Source organism: Hymenobacter arcticus, from assembly GCF_054779975.1.
In genome coordinates this window covers 34,710-56,795 of sequence record NZ_BAAGXF010000023.1, presented here as the reverse complement: position 1 = coordinate 56,795, position 22,086 = coordinate 34,710, and the positions used below count along the sequence as shown (strand labels likewise).

The window sequence follows — 22,086 nt, the reverse complement described above, 5'->3', positions numbered from 1 at the left end:
AAACTACCTCGCCATGCTCCATTTTGCCTGCGCTCGAATCACTTGGTATAATTGCCTATTTGGATAGCCTCTTAGTTTATTTACCGTAGCATTTTACTTTCACGCTTCCTCCTCCCCGCTCCCCTATGGCTAAACGTTTCTTTCTAATCAGCGCCGGCCTGCTCGGCCTGGCGGGCTGCGCCAGCAGTGGCCCGGCCGCACCCGTGGCCACCGGCACCGCCCCTACTCCGCCCGCCGTTGCGCCCGCCCCGCCGGGCGTGGGCCTCGATGTGGCTGACCTCGACCGCGCGGTGTCGCCGTGCCAGGATTTCTTCGAGTTTTCGGGTGGCAACTGGCTCAAAGCCAACCCCATTCCGAGCTATGCTACCAGTTGGGGGCCGCGTAACCTACTGGGACTGCGTACCCAGGCCACGCTCAAGCAAATACTGGAAGAGGCCGCGGCCAACCGCAATGCTACACCCGGCTCCAACGCCCAGAAAGTGGGCGACTTCTACGCCGCCGCCATGGACACGGCGGCCATTGAGCAGGCCGGCATCGCGCCGCTCAAGCCCGAGCTGGCCCGCATTGCGGCCCTCAAAACCCGCGCCGGGCTGCCGGCGCTCATTGCCCACGAGCAGGACTTGGGCACTGGCGCGTTTTTCCGCGGCGGCGTGCAGGTTGATGAGAAGAATACCACGCGCTACGTTATCGGCCTCGACCAGGGCGGCCTGACGATGGGCGACCGCGACTACTACCTCAAGGACGACGCCCGCACCCAGAAAATCCGGGCCGCGTACCAGGCTTATATGCAGCAAGTATTTGGCTTGCTGGGCGATAACGCGGCCACGGCCCAGCGCAACGCCGCCACCGTGGAGCGCCTCGAAAAGCGCTTGGCCACCGCCTCACGCAGCCGCGTGGAGCTGCGCGACCCGCAGGCCAACTACAACCAGATGCCCCTGGCCGCCGCCGCCAAACGCTATCCGGCCGTGCAGCTGCCGCAGCTGCTGGCCGCTATGCAATTATCTAAAGCCCAAGAAGTTATTGTGGGCCAGCCGGCGTTTTTTGACGAGCTGAACAGCTTGCTTAAAACCGAGCCGCTCGCGGATATTCAGACGTATCTGCGCTGGCACTTGGTGCGCTCGGTGGCCGGCACGCTGCCGGCGGCTTACGTCGATGCCAGCTTTCGCTACAACCAGGCCCTGACCGGGGCTAAGCAGCAAACCGTGCGCTGGAAGCGCGTGCAGGCCTCCACCGACGCGACCATTGGGGAGGCCTTCGGGCAGCTGTACGTGGATAAATCTTTCTCGCCCGAGGCCAAGCAAAAGGCGCTGGCGATGGTGGCCAACATCAAGGCTAGCCTGGCCGAGCACATCCAAACCAACACCTGGATGAGCGCGCCCACCAAGGCCGAGGCCCTGAAAAAGCTGAACGCCCTGCGCGTAAAAATCGGCTACCCCGACAAGTGGAAGGACTATTCGGCGCTGCCCATCACGCGGGCCAGCTACACCACCAACATCCTCAACGCCCACCTGTGGGAGAGCAAGCGCGAGGCCGCCCGCTTTGGCGGCCCCGTGGACCATACCGAGTGGGGCATGACGCCGCCCACCATCAACGCCTACTACAACCCGCCGCTCAACGAGATTGTGTTTCCGGCCGGCTACTTGCAGCCGCCCTTCTTCGACCCCAAGGCCGATGATGCCGTGAACTACGGGGCCATTGGCGGTGTGATGGGCCACGAAATGACCCACGGCTTCGACGACCAGGGCCGGCAGTACGACAGCCAGGGCAACCTGCGCGACTGGTGGACGCCGGCCGATGCGGCCGAGTTTACGAAGCGCGCCGCCGTGGTGGGCCGCCAGTACGACGCCTTTTCGCCGCTCGACTCGGTGCACGTGAACGGCAAGCTGACCATGGGCGAAAACCTGGCCGATTTTGCCGGCCTCACCATCGTGCACGGCGCCCTCGAAAAGCAGTTGCAGCAGCGCTACGGCAACGGCCCGCGCCCGCAGTACGACGGCTTTTCGCCCGAGCAGCGCTTCTTTCTGAGCTGGGCCCAGCTACGCCGCACCAACATTCGGCCCGAAGCCCTGCGCCAGCAAATCCAGACCGACCCGCACTCGCCCGGCCAATACCGCACCATCGGGCCGATTATGAACATGCCACAGTTTCAGGAAGCCTTTGGCTGCAAGGAAGGCGACAAGATGACGCGCACGGCCGCCGACCGGGCCGTTATCTGGTAGGCGCGCCGCTTAGCCGGCCGACCGGTTGTCGTTGACACACTTAACAGAGTCAACCGGTCGGCCGGCTTGCGCCGGCGGACCGGCCAGGCGGCGCAGTTCTCAACTTAAAAGGACTCATGCAGAAGCTGCTTTGGCTTACTGATTCACGGGTATCAGCGCTGGCTGGTACCCGTTTTTTGTGCTGGCCAATGTGGCCAGCCAAGCTACGATATCAGCCACCGGCAGGTGGGCCGCCGCCGAAGGCACCGACCGCGAACTACCGCACAAAAACGGCGCGTACTCGAACCCCATGCTGCTAGCCAGGCGAGCGTAGCAGTCGTTGAAGCAGCCTTCGGGGAAGATTTCGGCTACCTGCACGGCCCCGGTGGCCCACACCAGATGGCTCAGCCCAGCCCCGTGCAAACCCACTAGCAGGCGCGCCTCAGCAAACAGCGCCACTTGCGCCAGCAGGGGCAGCGCCTCGCAATACACTATCTCGAAGCCCTGTTGCCGCAGCGCGGCTTCCAGCGCGGGCTCGCCGGGGGCCGAGCGGTTGGCGGTGCGCACCCGCGATATGTAGAGCCGGCGGTGGCCAGCCCCGCCCCGCCCCGCGGGCAAAAATGCCTTTCTAAGGTTCTTAATATCAGCTGGATGCACAAAGCCCGCCATCTCGTCCTTGCTGATTAGCAGTAGCTCGGCCACCCGCCGGGGGCCCGCCACCCGCCGGGTGCGCGCGGCGTAGTCGGCCGGGCCTAGCAGGTGTTGCAGCGCCTGCTCTACGAAGGCGGGCACCGTAGGGGGCAGCAGGATGCGTACCTCGGGCCAGCGGTCCAGGGCCAGTAGCAGGTTGGGCAGGGTTTCGAACAGCCAGTGGAAGAACGGGGCGGGCGGGCAGGCTACCAGCAGCCCGGTTTCGGCCAGGGGCGGGGTGGGCAGCAGTAGCTCGGGGGTGAGCGCGGCCCAGCCCATGAGGCGGTGCACGCAGCCTACGCTTTCGGCCAGGGCCAATGGGGCGTCGGGCAGCCAGGTGAGGCCGCTGGCGGCCGACACGCACACATCGCGCAGCACGTAGGCCCGCCGCGCTTCGAAAGCCTTGGTACGGCGAAAGGCGGCGGGCAGCTCGGGGAGCAGCGCATACGTGAGGGCCAGGGGCGGCAGCAGCGTGTGGGTGGCCACCACGTGGGGACGCAGCTCATCGCGCAGCGAATGCTCTTCTACCGAGCGCAGGGCACTGCTGGGCAGCTCACTCACTAAGGGCCCCAAAATCAGCTTGTTAAGCACTTGGGCCAGCCGCACCCGCAGCTGGCTGCTACGCTGGGCTGACGGCAGGGCCAGGAAACGGCTTAAAAAGGCGGGCTTCGTCATGGGGCAGCAGCCTGAGCGCACAAAGGGCGAATACGGGCGCGGGGGCCGCGTAAATGTAGCCAGCTTTTTCAGCCTCCTCATTTTAAGGGGCTTGAAAAATTGTAACTGGCGCGAACAGGCAAGCCTAGCGCGGCCGAGCGGCATTTCGCGGGGCATGAGCGGCCTTGTGCCACCAGTACTCAAGGCAAGCCGGGCGCGCCGCAACTCTCCCTGACGCCGGCCGCACCAAGGGCAGTTGAGTAAGCACTATTTTTTAACCTATCGCAATCGATGTTGCAGCTACCGCAATCGTTTCCGCCAGTTGACGAGGTTATTTATTTGATTTTCAGACTTTTATTTAGCTAACCAGCTAGCCTACCTTTAGCCAACTGGCCAGGTTGAGGCGCGCTTGCGAGCCACCGGCCGGCCTTCCTTTTTCCCACCCACTCCTTCTTCCACATGAAGAAACCTCAACTCCTGGCGCTTGCGCTGGTAGCTGCGCTTGGCAGCTACGCTCCCTTACTAGCCCAAACTACCCCCGTGGTGGTCGAGGCCGAAACCGGCACCTCCACCAACCCGGCCACGCCCCTGCCAAACACCACCACCGGCGACTGGGCCGCCCGCACCATCGATGCTTCGGGCACCACGCCAGCCATTACGTACGTGACCTCGCTCAGCGACGTGGCGTCGGTGCCGGGCGGTGGCTCGGCCCCCGGCACGGCGGCGCGGGTGCTCAGCTACACGGTCACGTTTCCGGCGGCGGGCACCTACGACCTCTACGCCCGCCTGCGGGTGGGCAGCGGCGGGGCCAACGACGACAGTTATTTTTATGGTAAAACCTTCGGCAGCAAAGACTTCGCTACCACCAGCGCGGATTGGGTGAACGCCAACGGCCTCTTCAACGTGGGCTACGTCAACGGCAGCCCGCTGGCCGTAGATGGTGCCGGCAGCGGCGCCACTGGCGTGTGGAAATGGGTAGACCTGTCCAAATTTACGGTCAACGGCAGCGCCGCTACCACTTTTACCGTGCCGGCCGGCGCGCTCACCCAAACCTTCCAGATTGGGGCGCGCGAAGACGGGCTGGACTTTGATAAGTTCGTGTTTGGGCAGTCGGGCCTGTACTTCACCGTGGCCAACCTCAACGCCGGCGCGCAGGGCAGCCCCACCGCGCCCACTCTCTTTGTGCCCACCGGCCCGCCGCTGGCCACCGGCAAAACCAAGTACCTGGGCTGCGCCTACAGCGACGCGCAAGCCCCCAACTTCGGCGCCTACTGGAACGCCGTGACGCCCGAAAACGGTGGCAAGTGGGGCAGCGTAGAAAGCACCCGCGGCACCTATAACTGGGCCGACCTCGACAAGGCCTACGCCCAGGCCAAGCCCGCCACCGGCCCCCAGACCATCTTCCGCATGCACACCCTCATCTGGGGCGCACAGCAACCCGCCTGGCTCAAGGGCCTCTCGGATGCCGACCAGTTGGCGGCCATCAACGCCTGGATGGCCGCCGTGGCGGCGCGCTACCCCAAGATTGATTTTATCGACGTGGTGAATGAGCCGATTAACACGCCGCCCACGGGCCTCGTCACCATCGGCTCGCCCACTACGCCCACCGGCACGCCCGACCCCACCGGCGGCGGCTACATTAATGCGCTGGGCGGCGCGGTGGGCAACGCCTGGATAATCAAGTCGTTCCAGCTGGCCCGCCAGTATTTTCCGGCGGCCAAGCTCATGATTAACGAGTACAGCGTCGAGAACTCGACCACGCGGGCCACGGCCTACGCCGCCATCATCAACCAGCTCAAGGCGCTCAATCTGCTTGATGGGGTGGGGATTCAGGGCCACGCCTTTTCTACGGCGGGCCAGTCGGCGGCTACCATCAACGGCAACCTGGCCCTGCTGAGCGCCCCCGGCCTGCCGCTCTACATCACGGAGTACGACTCCGACGGCCTCACCGATGCCGTGCAGCTAGCTGAATACCAGCGCGTTTTCCCGCTGTTTTGGGAAAACCCCAGCGTGAAGGGCATCACCCTGTGGGGCTACCGCCCCGGTCACTGGCGCACTGCCCAGGGCGCGCCCCTGGTGAATGACGACAACAGCGAGCGCGCCGCGCTGGGGTGGCTGCGCGGCTACGTGCAGAGCACCGTGCTGGGCACCAAGGCCACGGCGGCCACGGCGGCGGGCGTGTTTCTCTACCCCAATCCCGCAGTGGGCGGCCGCGTGTCGCTGAACTTACCGGCCAGCCTGGGCCAGCAAGCCATCGGCGTGTCGCTGCTCAATGCGCTGGGCCAGACGGTGTTCAAGCAAACCCTCGCTCCTTCTACCGAAGCCAGCCGCGCCCTGGCGCTGCCTGGCGTGGCCCGTGGCCTCTACACCGTGCGCCTGCAAACCAGCGCCGGGGCCCTCAGCCAGCGCCTGACGGTGGAGTAAAGCTCCGGCACTAAACTTAGCTTTTGCCTAACTACTTACTATGCAGCCTCCTGGCACTTTTGCCGGGAGGCTGTTGGCATTAGTAGTCAGCCCGTAGCCAGGGCTAGGCCGGCGGGGGGCTACATTCGCTTTTCTTCCAACTTATGCTTCGCAAACTCCTACCTTTCTTCGCGGCGCTGCTGCTGCTGGCGCGCCCGGCCGCTCAGGCGCAATCCATCTACTCGGCCACCGACCCACTGGCCCACACCTTCAGCATTGTGGCCCGCGACCCCAAGACCGGCGAGATGGCCGTGGCCGTGCAAAGCCACTGGTTTTCGGTGGGCACCAGCGTGAGCTGGGCCGAGGCCGGCGTGGGTGTGGTAGCCACGCAATCGTTTACCAATAAGTCGTTTGGCGTACGCGGCCTGGCCCTGCTGAAAAGCGGCAAAACCGCCCAGCAGGCGCTCGACGAGCTACTAGCTGCCGACGATGCCCGCGAAGTGCGCCAGGTGGCCATTCTGGACAACCAGGGCCGCGTGGCCACCCACACCGGCAAAAAATGCGTGGATATGGCCGGCCACCAGCAGGGCGCGCAGTTCTCGGTGCAGGCCAATATGATGCTGAATGCCACCGTGTGGGGGGCCATGGCCAAGGCCTACGAAGCCGCCACCATCCTGCCGCTGGCCGAGCGCGTGCTCGCCGCCCTCGATGCAGCCCAGGCTGCCGGCGGCGACATCCGGGGCCGGCAGTCGGCCGCGCTACTCGTGGTGCGCGGCACCACCACCGAAGGCCCCTGGGCCGACCGCCTCGTGGACCTGCGCGTGGACGATAGCGCCGCGCCGCTGCCCGAGCTGCGCCGCCTCCTCAAGCTGCACCGCGCCTACGACCACATGAATGCCGGCGACCTGGCGGTGGAGAAAAACGACATGCCGACGGCGATTGCGCAGTACCAGGCGGCCGAAAAGATGTTTCCCCAAAACCTGGAAATGAAGTACTGGCACGCCATCACGCTGGCCAACAAGCAGCAAGTGCCCGCCGCGCTGGCCCTGCTGAAACCTATTTTTCAGCAAGAGCCCAACTGGCGCGTACTGACTGAGCGCCTGCCCAAAGTAGGCCTGCTCACCGTGAGCCCGGCCGAGTTGAAGCAGATACTGGCATTGTAGCGTAAGCTTCAGCTTGCGAGCGAGCGCAGCGAGCAGGCGGTACCGGACGCCGCGCTTATGTATGCGCGCTACCAGCATTCTTACTACAATTAATTGTTAATCAGAATAAAAGCTAGCAACTAAAGGCTAATGGCTCACTATTTAACAACCAAGCAGCAATGTCTAATCTGGATTCCTTTCTGGCTAAGCTGGGTCAGCTAGAAGCGCAGCTTCTAGCGTTGAGCCACGAATACGCTGAGCTGTATCAGCAGTTTGCCGGCGACGCGTTTGCTGAGCAAAATGCGTGTGCCAGCTACCTGGAAAATTTGGTTTTAACAGCTACCCACGAAAGCGCCACCGACCTGGGCTTTGCGAGAGAAGCAATTATAGTCGTGGCCAAATTCATTGAGTTTCGTCGAGACTATAAACACCTTTCTGATTGGCAGTTAGCGCAGATTATTGATAACCTAGAGCTAGCAGCCCCGGCTAAGCTGGAACTGAAAAACCAGTTGGCTATCATGGATACAGCGCACTTGCTAGCGCTCCTCGCTGAAGTCAAAAAGGCGTGGCAACTGAAGTTTCCCACCAAAACCTACGCGTAGGTAAAGCAGGCCGTTGCCTAAATCGGCGGTCAGTACTTACTCTTTCACTAGCCCGCCCTGGTACACAACTAATTGTAATATAAGTATTTATAATTCAGGCTTTGAATTCCTTTGGCACGAGCGATAGCCCCGTAGCGTAAGCTTCAGCTTGCGAGCGAGCGCAGCGAGCAGGGGCGTTCGTGCTGTGCGGTACCGCCTGCTCACTGGCGCTCGCTCGCAAGCTGAAGCTTACGCTACATCTTCACTTACTCTCCGCTATGCGTCTCCTCCTCCTTACCCTACTCGTCACCCTCGCCGCCCGGGCCCAAACCAAGCCGGCCGCGGCCCCAGTACCGCACCATTTTTTCACCCTCACCAACTTCAAAACCGAGGGCGGCGCGGTGCTGCCCCAGGCGCGGGTGGGCTACGGCACCTACGGCCACCTCAACGCCAAGCGTGATAATGCCGTGCTGCTGCCCTCGCACTACATGGCCGGCCACCGGGGCTACGAGTGGCTCATTGGCCCCGGCAAGTGCCTGGATACCACCAAGTTATTTTTAGTTACGACAGAGCTGTTTGGCAATGGCAAGTCGTCGTCGCCCAGCAACACGCCCGAGCCGTTTCATGGGCCGCGCTTCCCAGTGATGACCATCCGCGACAACGTGCAGGCGGTGCACGAGTTGCTGGCTAAAGACTTGAAAATAACGCATTTGCGCGCCATTATTGGCTTTTCGATGGGCGCGCAGCAGGCGTTCCAGTGGGCCGTGAGCTACCCCAGCTTTGCCGACCGCATTGTGGCCACCTCGGGCACGGCCAAGAATTATCCGCACGGCGTGGTGCGCCTCGAAGGCCAGATTGCGGCCCTCACCGCCGACGCCGCCTTCCAAAACGGCGACTACACCGCGCCGCCCACCAAGGGCATCGAGGCCTTCGCCACCGTCTGGACGGGCTGGCTTTTCTCGCAGGAGTGGTGGCGTAAAGAGCTGTGGCGCAACGAGGAAAAGCCCGGCGTCACCTTCGAGCAGGTGCTCAATAACTATCGCACGCACTTCATCCCGGGGGCCGACGCCAACGACCTCATCGCCCAGATGCGCACCTGGGAATACCACAACGTGGGCACCACCCCCGGCCTGAGCGGCGACATCGAAAAAGCCCTGCGCAGCATTAAAGTGCCCATTTTATACATGCCGTCGGAAACGGATTTGTACTTCCCGGTGGGCGACGCGCGCTACGAGGCGGCATTCATTCCGGGCGTGCAGCTACTGCCCATCCCGTCGCTATGGGGCCACACCGCCGGGGCCGCCAGCAACCCCGCCGACGCGAAGTTTCTAAACGAGAACATCAGCAGGTTTTTAGCTGGTAAATAATAGCGTATCATTCCCTAATAGAACGTCATGCTGAACGCAGTGAAGCATCTCTACCGCATCGTTGAATAAACACTGACGATGCGGTAGAGATGCTTCACTGCGTTCAGCATGACGTTCTTGTTTAACCCATTAGGGGCTACTTCTTTTTCCCGAAAATGCTTTTGGGCAGCAGCATGTGCGCGCCGCGGGTGCCGTCTACCACCTGCGTCACGTTGAGGTCGGCGGCCACGCTGCACAGCATGTAGGCGTCGTCTTTGGTCAGGCCCTTCGTTTTCATTAGGAAATCAATCATTTCGCGCACGGCCTGCTTGCCGGCCAACGTCAGGTCTTCGTTGAGGCCCATGCTGATGTAGTGGGTCGGCGTTTCGGCGCGGGGCATGGCTAAGTGCATGTCTTTATGCACGATAAACTCCAGGTTGCCGGTCAGCGAGGTTTCGAGCGCGGTGATATCTACCTCGCCGTTGCCCTGGCCGGCGTGGCCGTCGCCCACAAAAAAGAGCGCGCCCGGCACGTGCACCGGCAGGTAGAGCGTGGTGCCCACCACCAGGTCTTTGTTGTCGAGGTTGCCACCGAAAATGCCGGGCGGGGCGCTGTTTACCCGGCCCATGGCGGGCGGCGGGGCCACGCCCATGCTCCCAAAAAACGGGTGCAGCGGCAGTTCAATGCCCGGCGCAAAGTCGGCCACCATCCGCTTTTTATCGAGCGGAATAATTTTCATCTTGGCGTAGCCAAAGTCTTCGGGAATAAACCCGCTCTTCGGCCCAAACCCGTTGTATGCGTACGGAATGGCCAGCTCAATCGCCTTGATGCGCACTTCCAGCACGTCGCCCGGCTCGGCCCCTTCCACAAAAATGGGCCCGGTGAGAATGTGCCCGCCCGGCCCTTTGTTGGTCACTTTCTCATAAATATCGCGCAGCGACTGCTCTACTTGGGCTGGGGCCACGCCCGCGCCTTCGAGCCGCGTGGGGCTGGAGGTGAGAAGCGTGTGCACCTGCACCGTTTCGCCCGATTTGATGCGCAGCACCGGCGGCGCATCGGCCGAGTAGTAGCCCCAGGCCACGGTGGTGGGCGTGGCCAGCAACTCGTGCTGGGCCTTGGGCAGGCGCTGCGCCTGGGCGCTGAGGCCGAGTAGTAGGCCGGCAGCCAGGAGGAGGAATCGGGTATTTTTTTTCATTGCTGAAAAATACGCCCTGTGATTATTAAATCCCATTAAAAAAGAACGTCATGCTGAGCTTGTCGAAGCATCTCGCTCGCGCCGTTAGGTTAGCCACCCAGCGGCGCGAGCGAGATGCTTCGACAAGCTCAGCATGACGTTCTGTTGGTCTGGTTGTTCTGGCAGCTTATGCCAGTACTACCTATCCGTTCATTACCCGCTCCTGGCGCATAACCGACTCTAAGTGAACCGCTTCCATGTAGCGCTCCACAAAGTCCTCGGTGAGGCCCACCTGGGCACCCTGGCGCTTGCTGCGCTCCAGAATCTCGTTGAGGCGGGCGGTTTGCAGGATGGTGATGTCGTTCTCTTTCTTGTACTGACCGATTTTTTCGGCCACGGCCATGCGGCGGCCCAGCAGCTGCATCACCTCGGCGTCGAGGTTGTTGATTTGCTCGCGCAGGCCGGCCAGCGCATTCAGGTACTCGGCCTTATCGGTGGTTTCGTGGCGCCACACCAAGTCGGTGATGAGCTGGCCCAGCACCTCGGGCGTAATTTGCTGCTTGGCATCGCTCCAGGCATTGTCGGGGTCGATGTGGCTCTCAATCATCGTCCCGTCGAAGTCGAGGTCGAGCGCCTGCTGGGCCACGGCAAACAGCGTGTCGCGCCGGCCGCAGATGTGGCTGGGGTCGTTGAGGATGGGCAGCTCGGGCATCCGGCGCTTCATCTCGATGGGCAGGTGCCACATCGGCGCGTTGCGGAAGTCGGTATTACCGTAGCTCGAAAAGCCGCGGTGAATCATGCCAACCTGCTTCAAACCAGCCTTTTGCAAGCGCTCGATGGCGCCCACCCACAGCTCCAGCTCGGGGTGAATGGGGTTTTTTACCAGTACCGGAATGTCCACGCCACGCAGGGCATTAGCAATTTCCTGCACCGAAAACGGGTTGCCGGTGGTGCGCGCGCCCACCCACACCAAGTCCACGCCGAAAGCCAGGCAGTCTTCCACGTGCTTGGCGGTGGCTACTTCCACGGCCACCGGCAGGCCGGTAAGCTCGCTAGCTTTTTTGAGCCACGGCAGGCCCTTGGCGCCCACGCCCTCAAACCCGCCGGGCTTGGTGCGGGGCTTCCAGATGCCAGCGCGCAGGGCCTGCACCTTGCCGGTGGCCGCCAGGCGCTGGCAGGTTTCGAGCACCTGCTCCTCGGTTTCGGCCGAGCATGGGCCAGAGATGAGGAAGGGCTTATCCTCGGGTTTACGGTTGAAGAGGTCGTTGAACATGGGGATTAGGGATTTTATTAGTTGTTGATAATTAATCAGTTGTCATTGCGAGCACAACGAAGCAATCGCACGGGCACGATGACTGAACGATTCCGTTCTGGTGCGATTGCTTCGCAGGCTCGCAATGATAGAAGGGGTTTTCAAGGAATAATCTTGCGGATTTCATTGGCGTGTTCCAATTGCTCAGTAAGGCCCACGTAGTCCTCAGTGGCCAGCATTTCGCGCAGCTTTTGTAGCTGCACCAAGTGCTCATCGAGCACGTCGAGCACGTTGAGCCGGTTTTGGCGGAAGATGGGTACCCAGGTGGCCGGCGCGCTTTTGGCCAGCCGCACGGTGGAGGCAAAGCCGCCGCCCGCCAGGTCAAAAATGCGCTGCTCGCCGCGCTGTTCTTTCTCTAACACCGTGAGTGCCAGTGCAAACGAGGTGAGGTGGGAAATATGCGATACGTATGCTGTGTGCAGGTCGTGGTCGGCCGCGCCGAGGTGCAGCACCCGCATAGGCAGCGCCCGAAACAGCGCCTCTACTGTGGCCACGGCATCGGGGTCGCTGGCCTCGGCATCGCAGACTACCAGCGTTTTGCCCTCGAATAAGCCGCTCACCGCCGCATCCGGCCCCGAGTATTCGGTGCCCGCCATGGGGTGAACCGCCACGAAGCGGCCCCGGCGGGGGTGCCCGGCCACGGCCGCCAGCAGGTTGCCTTTGGTCGAGCCCACGTCGATAACCAGCTGCTTATCAGTCACCAAGTTAAGCACCTGGGGCAACACCGTGAGCATGGCATCCATGGGCACCGCTACAATGACGAGGTCGGCCGGCGCCACGGCCGCCGCCAGGTTAGCGGCGATTAAATCGACCAAGTCCAGCTCCAGTGCCCGGCGGGCGTAGGCAGGGTTGGCCTCCAGGCCGATAAGCCGAGTGGCCAGGCCGTGCTGCCGCAGGCTGAGGGCCAGCGAGCCGCCGATGAGGCCCAGGCCGATAATGGTGATAGTCATTTGATTAAATGAGATATAAACCGTTTGTCATTGCGAGCAACGCGAAGCAATCGCACTAACACGAGCTAGCGGGGTGCAACTGCGCGAACGTCTTCGTTCTGATGCGATTGCTTCGCGTTGCTCGCAATAACAGGCATATTCTTCACCCGTTCCAGGGCCTCGCGCAGCACGCTTTCAGGCTGGCACAGACTAGCCCGGATGTAGCCGAGCCCGTTGCTGCCAAATATGCCGCCGGGCGTGAGAAACACGCGCGCCTCGGCCAGCACGGCGTCGCTCAGGGCGTAGCCATCGGCGTACTGCTGCGGCACGGCGGCCCAGACGAACAAGCCCGTTTGGCCCGGCGCGGCCTCGCAGCCGAGCGCCGCCAGCAGCTCGCGCACCAGCGCCCGGCGGGCGCGGTAGGTGGCATTCAATTCTGCAAACCACTCCTCGCCCAGCGCCAGCGCGGCCACGGCGGCCTGCTGAATGCCCAGGAACACGCCCGAATCCATGTTGCTCTTGAAGCGCAGCACTTCAGTCAGCCAATCGGCGCGGCCCACCAGCATGCCCACGCGCCAGCCAGCCAGGTTATGGCTCTTACTCAGTGAGTTGAGTTCCAGCGCCACTTCCTTCGCGCCCGGGATACTGAGCAGGCTGGTGGGCGGCGTCTCATTCAGCACGAAGCCGTAGGGGTTGTCGTGCACCAGCATAATATCGTGCTCCGTGGCAAATTCGACCAGCTTTTGCAGAAATTCGGGGCTGGCCGGCGTACCGGTGGGCATGTGCGGGTAGTTGACGAGCATCAGCTTTACGCGGCTCAAGTCACTCTGGGCCAGCGCGCCTAGGTTAGGTAGCCAGCCGGTAGCGGCGGTCAGGTCGTACTCGCGCACCTCGGCCCCGCAGATTTCGGCCACGGCGCGGTAAGTGGGGTAGCCGGGGTTGGGGATGAGCACCGCGTCGCCAGCTTCCAAAAACGTCATGCCGATGTGCATCAGGCCTTCTTTGGAACCAGCTAGGGGCAGCACTTCGGTGACGGAGTCGAGGGCCACGCCGTAGCTTTTTTGGTAGAAGCCGGCCATGGCCTGGCGCAAAGCCGGCGTGCCCTGGTAGCTCTGGTAGCCGTGGGCGTTGGGCTGGGCGGCGGTGGCCGCCAGCGCGGCCACCACGCTCGGGTGCGGCGGCAAATCGGGGCTGCCGATGCCCAGGCTGATGATATTGGCCCCGGCCGCGTTGAGGGCAGCCAGCTCGCGCAGCTTGCGTGAGAAGTAGTATTCGCCGGTGTGAGCAAGGCGGCTGGCAGTGGAAACTTGCATAAAATCAAATTTTTCGGTCGTGCTGAATGCAGTGAAGCATCTCGCTCGCACCGTTCGGGTATCGTTCAACGATTGAGTTACTGCTGCATGCGAGATGCTTCGGCAAGCTCAGCATGACGTTCTTTTGGGTCGGTTTCGGCAGCCGGTTCCTGCCCAAAATCCATGCTCCCGCGTTGGTACGCGCCCAGCACGCGCAACTCCTCCGTCACGGTGGGCAGTTCGGCCAGCAGGGCTGCCAGCTGGGCTGGTGTAGCAAACTCTACATCGGCGTGGAAGCCGTAGTGCCAGGGTTGGCTGGGCCGCGGGCACGACTGCAACTTACTCAGGTTCAGGCCGTGGCTGGCTACCAGCGTGAGCACCCGCGCCAACATGCCGGGCGCGTGCGAGGTGTAGAAATACAGCGACGCCTTATCGGGCTGAGCCACCAAGTGGGCCTCAGCGGCGCGCTCCAGCACCAGGAAGCGGGTGTAGTTGCTAGGGTCGTCGTTGATGGCGGGGGCCAGAATATGCAGGCCGAACGCCTCGGCGGCCTGCGCGCCGGCTACTACGGCCACGCCCGCCGGGCGGCGCTCGGCCAGCAGCTGGGCGCTGAGGCCGGTGTCTTCCGTTTCGACTAGCTGCCAGTGGGGGTACTGGCTCAGGAAATCGCCGCACTGGCGCAGGGCCATGGGGTGCGAGTGCACGGCGCTGACGTCAGCCAGCGTGGTGCCGGGCAGCACCAACAGGTGCTGATGGATGGGCAGGTACACCTCGCCCGTGATGGTGAGGTGATTGCGCTCCAGCAATAGATAATTGGGTAAGATACTGCCAGCCAGCGAGTTCTCCATTGCCATGAGCGCGGCATCGGCGCGGCCGTCGGCTACCTGGGCCACTACTTCGCCAAAGGTGGCGCAGAAATTAAGCGCCGGGGCGGCCCCGAAATACTGGCGGGCCGCTACTTCGTGAAAACTGCCTTGGAACCCTTGGATGGCGACGTGCTGGGGCATGGGATTGGAAAACTAGGCGGTAATACTGGCGGGCGCACCGCCAAAAAAACACAAAAAAAGCGCCACCCGAAGAACGAGTGGCGCTGCTAAATCTCAGTGGCTTAGCTACATGGCGACTCGTTCTACGCGGGAGGCGTAAAATAATAGAAGCCAAAAAAGTAGCGGGCGGTGAACATGGTATCTGTCGAATTGGCTGGCAAGGTAGGCAGGAATTTTAAACTGGCAATTTTTATTACCCCTTCCAAGTGCCAAATTTACCCTGCTGGTAGTCAGCATACGCCTGCTCAATTTCGGCTTCGGTATTCATCACAAACGGCCCACCCGACACCACCGACTCGCCGAACGGCTCGGCGTGACCAAGCAACAATACGCTGTCAGTCAGGGCTTCAATAGCCAGCTCGTTGCCGTCATAGTCGAACTCGACCAGCTCGCGGGCGAAGGCCTCGGTGCCGTTGACGCGCACGCTGCCGCTCACCACGTAGAAAAGAATGCTGCGGCTGGCCGCAATGGGCAGCGTGGCCACCGCGCCCTCTGCCAGGTCGAGCCAGGCCAGGGCCACATCGGCCAGCGGCTGCATGGCCCCGGCAGTACCTGACCAGTCGCCCGATACGGCGTGCGCCGTAATGCCGGCGGCTAACTCTACTACGGGTATCTCATTGGTTTGTAGGCCAATGTAACGTGGCTCCGTCATCTTAAACTTCGCCGGCAAATTCACCCACAGTTGGAGAATTTCGAGCGGGCCGCCTGTTTTCTTGAACTCGTTGGACGACACTTCGGCGTGGATGAGGCCCGCGCCGGCCGTCATCCACTGGATGCCGCCGGCTTTTATCACGCTCTCGTGGCCGCTGCTGTCCTTGTGCAGGATGTCGCCTTCCAGAATAAACGTGACCGTTTCGAAGCCCCGGTGCGGGTGCGGGCCGAAGGGCAGGCCCCGGTTATTGGCCCGGTACACCTGCGGCCCGTGGTGGTTCAGAAACAGAAAGGGGTCGATGTACTCGACTGATTGCGTGGGGATTGCCCGGTACGTAACGAGGTCGGCAATGGGGGCATTCACGGCCCGGTGCTTTTGAATGACAGTGCGCATAGACCGTTTAAACCTACTAGAAAGACGTTAGTTCGGCACCAGAAACGGCACGTTGCCGGTGGCTACGTTGCCGTGGTCATCGTGGGCGTACACAAACAGGCGGTAGGCGCCCGGCGTGGTGGGCGCGGTGAAGGTGGTTTGGCCCGTGGCGCCGGCCGGCACGCTGCCGGCTACGGGCGCGGGGCGGCTTTCGCGGTCGCCACCCTGCTTCAGGTAGGTGCTCTCGGGCAGCAACTCCCACTGGTAGGTGAGGGCACCATGCTCGGGGTCGGTGACGGCGGCAGCCAGCGGGTAGGGCTGACCGAGGCGCAACGTGACGCTGACCGTAGCAGACTTGTTATCAAGGGTTAAGGAGGCAATGTGCGGGGCGCGATTCTGGGGATAGCGGCCGGTCCAGAGATACTGAATCACGTCCACTACCTCCGTTTCTTCCCCTTTCTCAGTGAAGAGGCCGTACCAGGTGGGCGTACGCTCCTGCTTCTGACCCCATAGAAAAACGTAGCTGCCCAGGCAGTGCGCCCGGTCCTTCTCGATAGAAGCCTCGTAGCGGCTCTTGTACACGGCGGCTTTCTGGCTGCTGGTTTCCTCCACGGAGGCTTTCCAGGCCGTTTGGGGGCCTTCCCAGTGGCCGGTGGGTCCCCACTCGGCTACGAGGTAGGGGCCGGTCCAGCCAGCTTCGGCCACCTGCTGGGGCAGGGTGGTTAACCCGGCATACGTGTTGATACTCAGGATATCTACGGCCGGGCAGCGGGTTTTCACGTACTCAACCTCCTTTTTATTGGCCCCGGCCAGCACGGTCGAAGTTGGGTGGTCGGGGTCAGTTTCGTGAATCATCTTGGCGATGTCGTTCACGGCATCCCACACCTTGGGGTTGGTGTAGTCGAGGTTCAATTCGTTGCCGATGCCCCAGAGCAGCACGGCCGGGTCGCCTTTATACTTCAGTACTTCTTGCTTAATTATTTGCAGCTGCGCGGCCACGGCCACAGGGTCGTTGTAGTCGAAGCCATGGCGCTCGCGGGCCACGTCGAGGCCCATCATCACGGTAAGGTGGTTCTTGTTGGCAGCCGCCAATACGCTTGCTGCCTCATTGGTGCTCCAGGTGCGGATGGAGTTGCCGCCGTAGGCCGCAATGCGCTCGGGATACTGGCTGCCGCCCGCGCCTTTTACAAAGTACGGCTGCCCGCCGCGCTGCAGCTCGTAGCTGCCATTCGCCTGGTGCACAGTCACTTTAATGGAGCCGGCAGGTGGGCTAGCCACGGCTAGCGTGCTGGTGAGCACGGCCAGGGACAGCGGCAGTACGAAGTACGGAAAAGGGTTTTGCATGGGGTGGGGCGAGATAGAATGGGCAAAAGTAGAAGTGTTACTTGCTTTCACTCCTCCTCTAAAACACGAACGTCATGCTCATCTGGCGTCCACGCAGTGAAGCATCTCGCTCGCATTGCTGGGGTATCAATCCAACGATGCGAGCGAGATACTTCACTGCGTGGACGCCAGATGAGCATGACGTTCTTTTAGATGAAGGCAATCGGGTGCTACGCTTCTTCCTCCGTGGGCGGCGTGCCGCGGAAGGCGTCGGTTTTGCCTACTCCGGCGGTCAGCTTCACGGGCCGGTTCTCCTTGGCCGACTGATAGATAGCCTCCATAATACGCTGGTCCTGCAAGCCTTCTTCGCCGGGCGTGTAGGGCGTTTTGTTGCCGCGCACGCACTCGGCCATGTGGTCCATTTCGAGGGCGAAATGCTGCTTGGCGGGGTTGCTCGGAATTTCGGTTACTTGCTTACCGTTGGGGGCGTGCACCAGTTCCTGCTTGAGGCCTTTGTAGGGGAAAGCCGGGTCCATTTTGATGGTGCCGGCTTCGGCGTGCACGGCGTAGCTCTTGGCGTTGAATGAGCCGTAACCCGTCATGCACTGCGAGATAACGCCGCTCGGGAAGCGCAGCGTAAAGCTCACATTCTCTTCGATTTCCTTGAAGCGGTCGTCGCCGGGCGTGCTATAGATTTGGGCCGAAACCTCGGTCGGCTCCTCCCCTAGCAGAAAGCGCGTGGTATTGAGGCAGTACAAACCCACATCGGGTAGCGAGCCACCGCCGGCCAAGGCCTTTTTGTGGCGCCACTGCTGGTCGTGAGCCTGGTTTTGGCAGTTCATCATCTGGATGAGCTTGGTGGTGCCGTATTTCTTTTCGCGCACCATTTTCATGGCGGCGCGGTTAAGCGGCTCGTACTGAATGCGATAGGCAATCATGAGCTTCTTACCGGCCTTGTTGCAGGCGGCAATCATTTCCTCGCACTCCTTCACCGAGTTAGCCATTGGCTTTTCGCAAAGGATATGCTTACCAGCCTTCGCGCCCCGCAGCGTGAACTCGTGGTGCTGCGAATTGGGCAACACAATGTAAATCACCTCCACCTCCGGGTTATCCTTGAGCTTATCGTAGGTTTGGTACGAGTAGCAACTGCTGGCTTTGATGCCGTACTGCTTGGCGGCCTTGGCCATTTTGTCGGCATCGCCGCTCACCAGGGCCACGGCCTTGGCGTGCTTGCACTGGCCAAACGCGGGCAGAATTTCGGCCAGCGTGAGGTGGCCCAGGCCTACGATGGCGTAGCCCACGCGCTGGTCGGGCGCATCGGGGTTGGGGAAGGGGCCAGCCTTGGGGTCGGTGGGCGCTTCGAGGGGCGGCAGCTTAATGTCGAGCGGGCCGGTGACGAGCGGCGTATCGAAGCCGCCGAGGTCGGCGGCTTCGGCGGCGGCCAGCGGCAGGGCGGTGGCCAGGCCGGCGGCCAGCAGGCCACGCCCGGCGTGGTTGATAAACTGGCGGCGCGAGGCATCGCAGGCAGTATCGACCGCAACCCGGTCGAGGGTTTCGGCAGTGGAAATCTCGTGGAACATAGTAGCGGGGGATAGAAAGCTGGCTTTACGTACCACGGGGGGCCTAGCGTTGCCCCCGTAGCGGGTAAGCTCGGCGGTGATAACCTCTCCTGCATAAGCTGGTTTAGCACAAGTCAATTGCTGGCTACCAGCCGCTTACCTGTTTTACCAACTTCTTGATAGACAAGCAGTAGCAAGCTAATTTTTCTTTTTCCGACGCTCATTTCCTTTCGCATGTCCGCACTTTTCGAGCCGCTTACCCTGCGCGGCCTCACGCTCAAAAATCGTATTGTTGTTTCACCCATGTGCCAGTACAGCGCGGTTGACGGCTTTGCCAACGACTGGCACCTGGTGCACCTGGGCAGCCGCGCCGTGGGCGGGGCCGCGCTGCTCATTCAGGAAGCCACGGCCGTATCGCCCGAGGGCCGCATTACGCCCGAAGACCTCGGCATCTGGAAAGACGAGCACATTGATTTTCAGCGCCGTATCAACCAGTTTATCGAAGCCCAGGGCAGCGTACCGGGCGTGCAGCTGGCCCACGCCGGCCGCAAAGCCAGCACCTACACCAGCTGGCTGGGCAAAGGCCACGGCGCGGTGCCCGAGGCCGAGGGCGGCTGGCAGGTAGTGGCGCCCAGCGCCCTCCCGTTTTCGGCCGACTACCCCCAGCCGGTGGCGCTCGATGCGGCCGGCATCAAAAAGGTAATTGCCGATTTTCGCAGTGCCACTGAGCGGTCGTTAGCGGCTGGCTTTAAGGTAATTGAGCTGCACGCGGCCCACGGCTACCTGCTGCACGAGTTTCTGTCGCCGCTCAGCAACCAGCGCACCGACACCTACGGCGGCTCGTTTGAAAACCGTATCCGGCTTCTGCTGGAGGTAGTGGCCGCCGTGCGCCAGGTGCTGCCCGACGACTTTCCGCTACTGGTGCGCATTTCGGCCACCGACTGGACCGAGGGCGGCTGGTCGGCCGACGAGTCGGTGCAGCTCAGCGCCTGGCTGCGCGACCGCGGCGTGGACCTCATCGACTGCTCGACGGGCGGCAACATCGGCGACGCCAAAATCCCGGTTGGCCCTGGCTACCAAGTCGAGTTTGCCGAGCGCATCAAGCGCGAAGCCAACGTACCCACCGGCGCTGTGGGCCTCATCACCACGCCCGCCGAGGCCGAGAAAATCGTGGCCAGCGGCCAGGCCGACCTCGTGCTGCTGGCCCGCGAAGAGCTGCGCGACCCCTATTTCGCGCTGCACGCCGCTCACGAGCTGGGTGCCGAGGTAACCTGGCCCGTGCAATACGAGCGCGCCAAGCCGCGCAAGTAGCCCGCAAGGATTGATAAAAAAGAACGTCATGCTCATCTGGCGTCCGCTTGCCGAAGCATCTCTACCACGCCAACAGGTTAGTAACCCCAGCGGCGTGGTAGAGATGCTTCACTGCGTTCAGCATGACGTTCTTTTTTATCCGACTGACTTATTGTTTGCTACTTCAGCAAATACTCGCTGGTCACCAGCTGCTTCTGATTGGCGGCGTTGCACACGGCGTAACTGAATCCCTTTTGCAAAGCAAAGGCGCCGTGCTGGCCCTGGTTGTTCACGGCAATAAAGCACACCTGAATGTCTTTGGCGCTGGCCCCCTTTATTTTCGCTACCCGCTCCACGGCGGCGCGGCAGGCGGCGGTGGGCGATAAGCCCTGGCGCATAAGTTCCACCACGGTATGCGCGCCGGCCATGCGAATCACGTCTTCGCCCTGGCCGGTGGCGGCGGCCGCACCTACTTCATTATCAACGAACAAGCCCGCCCCAATAATGGGCGAGTCGCCCAGGCGGCCCCGCATTTTGAAGCCCATGCCGCTGGTGGTGCAGCTGCCGCTGAGATTGCCGGCCGCGTCGAAAGCGAGCATGGCAATGGTATCGTGGTTTTGGGGGCCGCCCACCGGGCCTACCTTTTTATTACCTGTGTTTTCGACATTGATGACGGGCTTGTAGGTGCTGGTTTTCAGCCACTCACGGTACGCTTTTTCGGCGTCGGGGCTCAGCTGATTGGGCTCCAGTGGGAAGCCCTGCGCCACGGCAAACTGCTGGGCACCCTCGCCCACGAGCATCACGTGGGGCGTTTTTTCCATAATGCGCCGCGCCACGCTAATGGGGTGCTTGATGCGCTCGAGCGCCGCCACGCTGCCGCAGTTGAACTGATGGTCCATGATGCAGGCGTCGAGCGTGACGATGCCCTCGCGGTCGGGATTGCCGCCCAGGCCCACGCAGCAGTTTTGCGACGACTCGGTAATCATCACGCCGGCTTCGGCGGCGTCGAGGGCCGCGCCGCCTTTTTTCAGGATTTCCCAGGCACCTTGGTTAGCGGCCAGGCCCTCATCCCAAGTGGAAATAACCAGGGCTTTGCCGCGCACATTGGGCGGGGGCGAGGTAGCTACGGCGCTCGCCGGGCCGGCGGCCAGCAGGGCCAGCCCCGCCGCCGAGGAAGTCACAAATTTCCGACGAGTGGTCATGGTCAGGAATATAAAAGGAAACGTGAAGTCAGTAAATCAGGTCCCAAATAACGCCTTGCCAGGTAGAATCCCGGCCCGGGCGGCCGGTGGGCCAGGTCGCCATAATTGGGTTTACTCGTAGGACTCGCGCAACCCGCCTGTCCTTGCGAGCGCAACGCAGTGGAGCGCGGCAATCGCACCTAAACGATACCCGCCCATCGTCGTTCAGGTGCGATTGCCGCGCTCCACTGCGTTGCGCTCGCAAGGACGGCCGGCTTCCAAATCAGTAAATTATATTCATCCTGAAAACTATGCACCGGCCTCATTGCCCACTAGTCTAACCGTTACTAGCAGCTGCCCCACGTGGCGGGTGGTGTGCTCGGCGGCGTGCACCAGCAGGCCCATAACGGTGCTCGGCAGCTGCGCCCGGCCCACGCCGCGCCACTCGGGCAGGCTGGCTTCGGGGGTAGCTTCCAATTGCGCTAAAGCCTTAGCTACTTGCTCACCAAATAGTTGCACCAGCTCTTGCGCGGCCCCGGCATGTGTAGGCGGCTGGCCCTCGGCGGCCAGGTAAGCGAGTTGCGCTTCGCTAAGAGCCTCGCCGCGGGCGTAGGTGAAGGTGCGGTCGAGCACGCCCGCCAGGTGGCGCAGGTGAAAGCCCACCGAAGCCAAACCCAACGGGCGCTCGGCCAGGCGCGCCGCCGGAAAACCGTGCAGCAGCTCGGTTACTTCTTCGCGGGCTTGCAGCAGGGCGTGGGCCACCGGCTGAAGCAGCGGCGGCACGGCGGGCAGCGGGCCACGCAGCCAGACTTCGGGCAAGTTTTGAGACATAAGCGATTATTAATTAACGCGTAACGCGCCACCGAGCGTTGCAAACAGTCGCGTTCACTACTCACGCGGGCCAGGGCGGCGGACAAAGTTCGGGCACCCGCGCTACTAGCG

Annotated in this window: 17 protein-coding genes; 6 read left to right on the top strand and 11 right to left on the bottom strand. The window is 62.2% G+C overall.

Going from position 1 to position 22,086, the window contains the following annotated elements; all coding sequences use genetic code 11:
• Positions 1-125: 125 nt before the first annotated feature.
• The gene (locus tag ACYVGC_RS23350; RefSeq protein ID WP_460586257.1) at positions 126-2,219 is read left to right on the top strand and encodes a M13 family metallopeptidase; all 2,094 of its coding nucleotides are present in this window, start codon (positions 126-128) and stop codon (positions 2,217-2,219) included.
• 135 nt (positions 2,220-2,354) lie between these two features.
• Here ACYVGC_RS23350 and ACYVGC_RS23345 read toward each other — a convergent pair whose 3' ends face one another.
• Positions 2,355-3,563: a glycosyltransferase family 61 protein gene (locus ACYVGC_RS23345; RefSeq protein ID WP_460586256.1), complete on the bottom strand. Its 1,209-nt coding sequence runs from the start codon at positions 3,561-3,563 to the stop codon at positions 2,355-2,357.
• A 438-nt stretch (positions 3,564-4,001) separates the two neighbouring features.
• Here ACYVGC_RS23345 and ACYVGC_RS23340 point away from each other — a divergent pair, with 438 nt between their 5' ends.
• From ACYVGC_RS23340 to ACYVGC_RS23325, 4 genes are all read left to right on the top strand, one after another.
• Entirely contained in the window at positions 4,002-5,966 is a 1,965-nt protein-coding gene (locus ACYVGC_RS23340) for an endo-1,4-beta-xylanase (RefSeq protein ID WP_460586255.1), read from the top strand.
• Between the two features lie 143 nt (positions 5,967-6,109).
• A complete protein-coding gene (locus ACYVGC_RS23335) occupies positions 6,110-7,108 on the top strand; it encodes a DUF1028 domain-containing protein (protein WP_460586254.1) in 999 nt (332 codons plus the stop codon).
• 158 nt (positions 7,109-7,266) lie between these two features.
• Positions 7,267-7,689, top strand: coding sequence for a hypothetical protein (locus ACYVGC_RS23330; protein ID WP_460586253.1), 423 nt, complete (start codon positions 7,267-7,269; stop codon positions 7,687-7,689).
• Positions 7,690-7,946: 257 nt separating this feature from the next.
• The gene (locus tag ACYVGC_RS23325; protein ID WP_460586252.1) at positions 7,947-9,035 is read left to right on the top strand and encodes an alpha/beta hydrolase family protein; all 1,089 of its coding nucleotides are present in this window, start codon (positions 7,947-7,949) and stop codon (positions 9,033-9,035) included.
• A gap of 136 nt (positions 9,036-9,171) precedes the next feature.
• On the opposite strand, the gene ACYVGC_RS23320 is transcribed toward ACYVGC_RS23325, so the two are convergent.
• From ACYVGC_RS23320 to ACYVGC_RS23285, 8 genes are all read right to left on the bottom strand, one after another.
• Positions 9,172-10,209 (bottom strand): acetamidase/formamidase family protein, encoded by a 1,038-nt coding sequence (locus ACYVGC_RS23320; RefSeq protein WP_460586251.1) that lies wholly within the window; start codon positions 10,207-10,209, stop codon positions 9,172-9,174.
• 181 nt (positions 10,210-10,390) lie between these two features.
• Positions 10,391-11,461, bottom strand: a complete 1,071-nt coding sequence (locus ACYVGC_RS23315; RefSeq protein WP_460586250.1) for a chorismate mutase — start codon at positions 11,459-11,461, stop codon at positions 10,391-10,393.
• A gap of 140 nt (positions 11,462-11,601) precedes the next feature.
• Positions 11,602-12,450, bottom strand: coding sequence for a Rossmann-fold NAD(P)-binding domain-containing protein (locus ACYVGC_RS23310; protein WP_460586249.1), 849 nt, complete (start codon positions 12,448-12,450; stop codon positions 11,602-11,604).
• Between the two features lie 65 nt (positions 12,451-12,515).
• Positions 12,516-13,742, bottom strand: coding sequence for a pyridoxal phosphate-dependent aminotransferase (locus ACYVGC_RS23305; protein WP_460586248.1), 1,227 nt, complete (start codon positions 13,740-13,742; stop codon positions 12,516-12,518).
• A gap of 77 nt (positions 13,743-13,819) precedes the next feature.
• A complete protein-coding gene (locus ACYVGC_RS23300; protein ID WP_460586247.1) occupies positions 13,820-14,728 on the bottom strand; it encodes a prephenate dehydratase in 909 nt (302 codons plus the stop codon).
• A gap of 232 nt (positions 14,729-14,960) precedes the next feature.
• On the bottom strand, positions 14,961-15,812 hold the full coding sequence (locus ACYVGC_RS23295) for a pirin family protein (protein WP_460586246.1): 852 nt from the start codon (positions 15,810-15,812) through the stop codon (positions 14,961-14,963).
• Positions 15,813-15,839: 27 nt separating this feature from the next.
• On the bottom strand, positions 15,840-17,135 hold the full coding sequence (locus ACYVGC_RS23290; RefSeq protein ID WP_460586245.1) for a glycoside hydrolase family 2 TIM barrel-domain containing protein: 1,296 nt from the start codon (positions 17,133-17,135) through the stop codon (positions 15,840-15,842).
• A 209-nt stretch (positions 17,136-17,344) separates the two neighbouring features.
• Entirely contained in the window at positions 17,345-18,694 is a 1,350-nt protein-coding gene (locus tag ACYVGC_RS23285; RefSeq protein ID WP_460586244.1) for a Gfo/Idh/MocA family protein, read from the bottom strand.
• Between the two features lie 213 nt (positions 18,695-18,907).
• Between ACYVGC_RS23285 and ACYVGC_RS23280 the strand changes: the two genes are divergently transcribed.
• Positions 18,908-19,984, top strand: a complete 1,077-nt coding sequence (locus ACYVGC_RS23280) for an NADH:flavin oxidoreductase/NADH oxidase (RefSeq protein ID WP_460586243.1) — start codon at positions 18,908-18,910, stop codon at positions 19,982-19,984.
• Between the two features lie 158 nt (positions 19,985-20,142).
• Here ACYVGC_RS23280 and ACYVGC_RS23275 read toward each other — a convergent pair whose 3' ends face one another.
• A complete protein-coding gene (locus tag ACYVGC_RS23275; RefSeq protein ID WP_460586242.1) occupies positions 20,143-21,165 on the bottom strand; it encodes a N(4)-(beta-N-acetylglucosaminyl)-L-asparaginase in 1,023 nt (340 codons plus the stop codon).
• 288 nt (positions 21,166-21,453) lie between these two features.
• Complete coding sequence (locus ACYVGC_RS23270; RefSeq protein WP_460586241.1) at positions 21,454-21,975, bottom strand: DinB family protein; 522 nt, start codon at positions 21,973-21,975, stop codon at positions 21,454-21,456.
• Positions 21,976-22,086 lie beyond the last annotated feature (111 nt).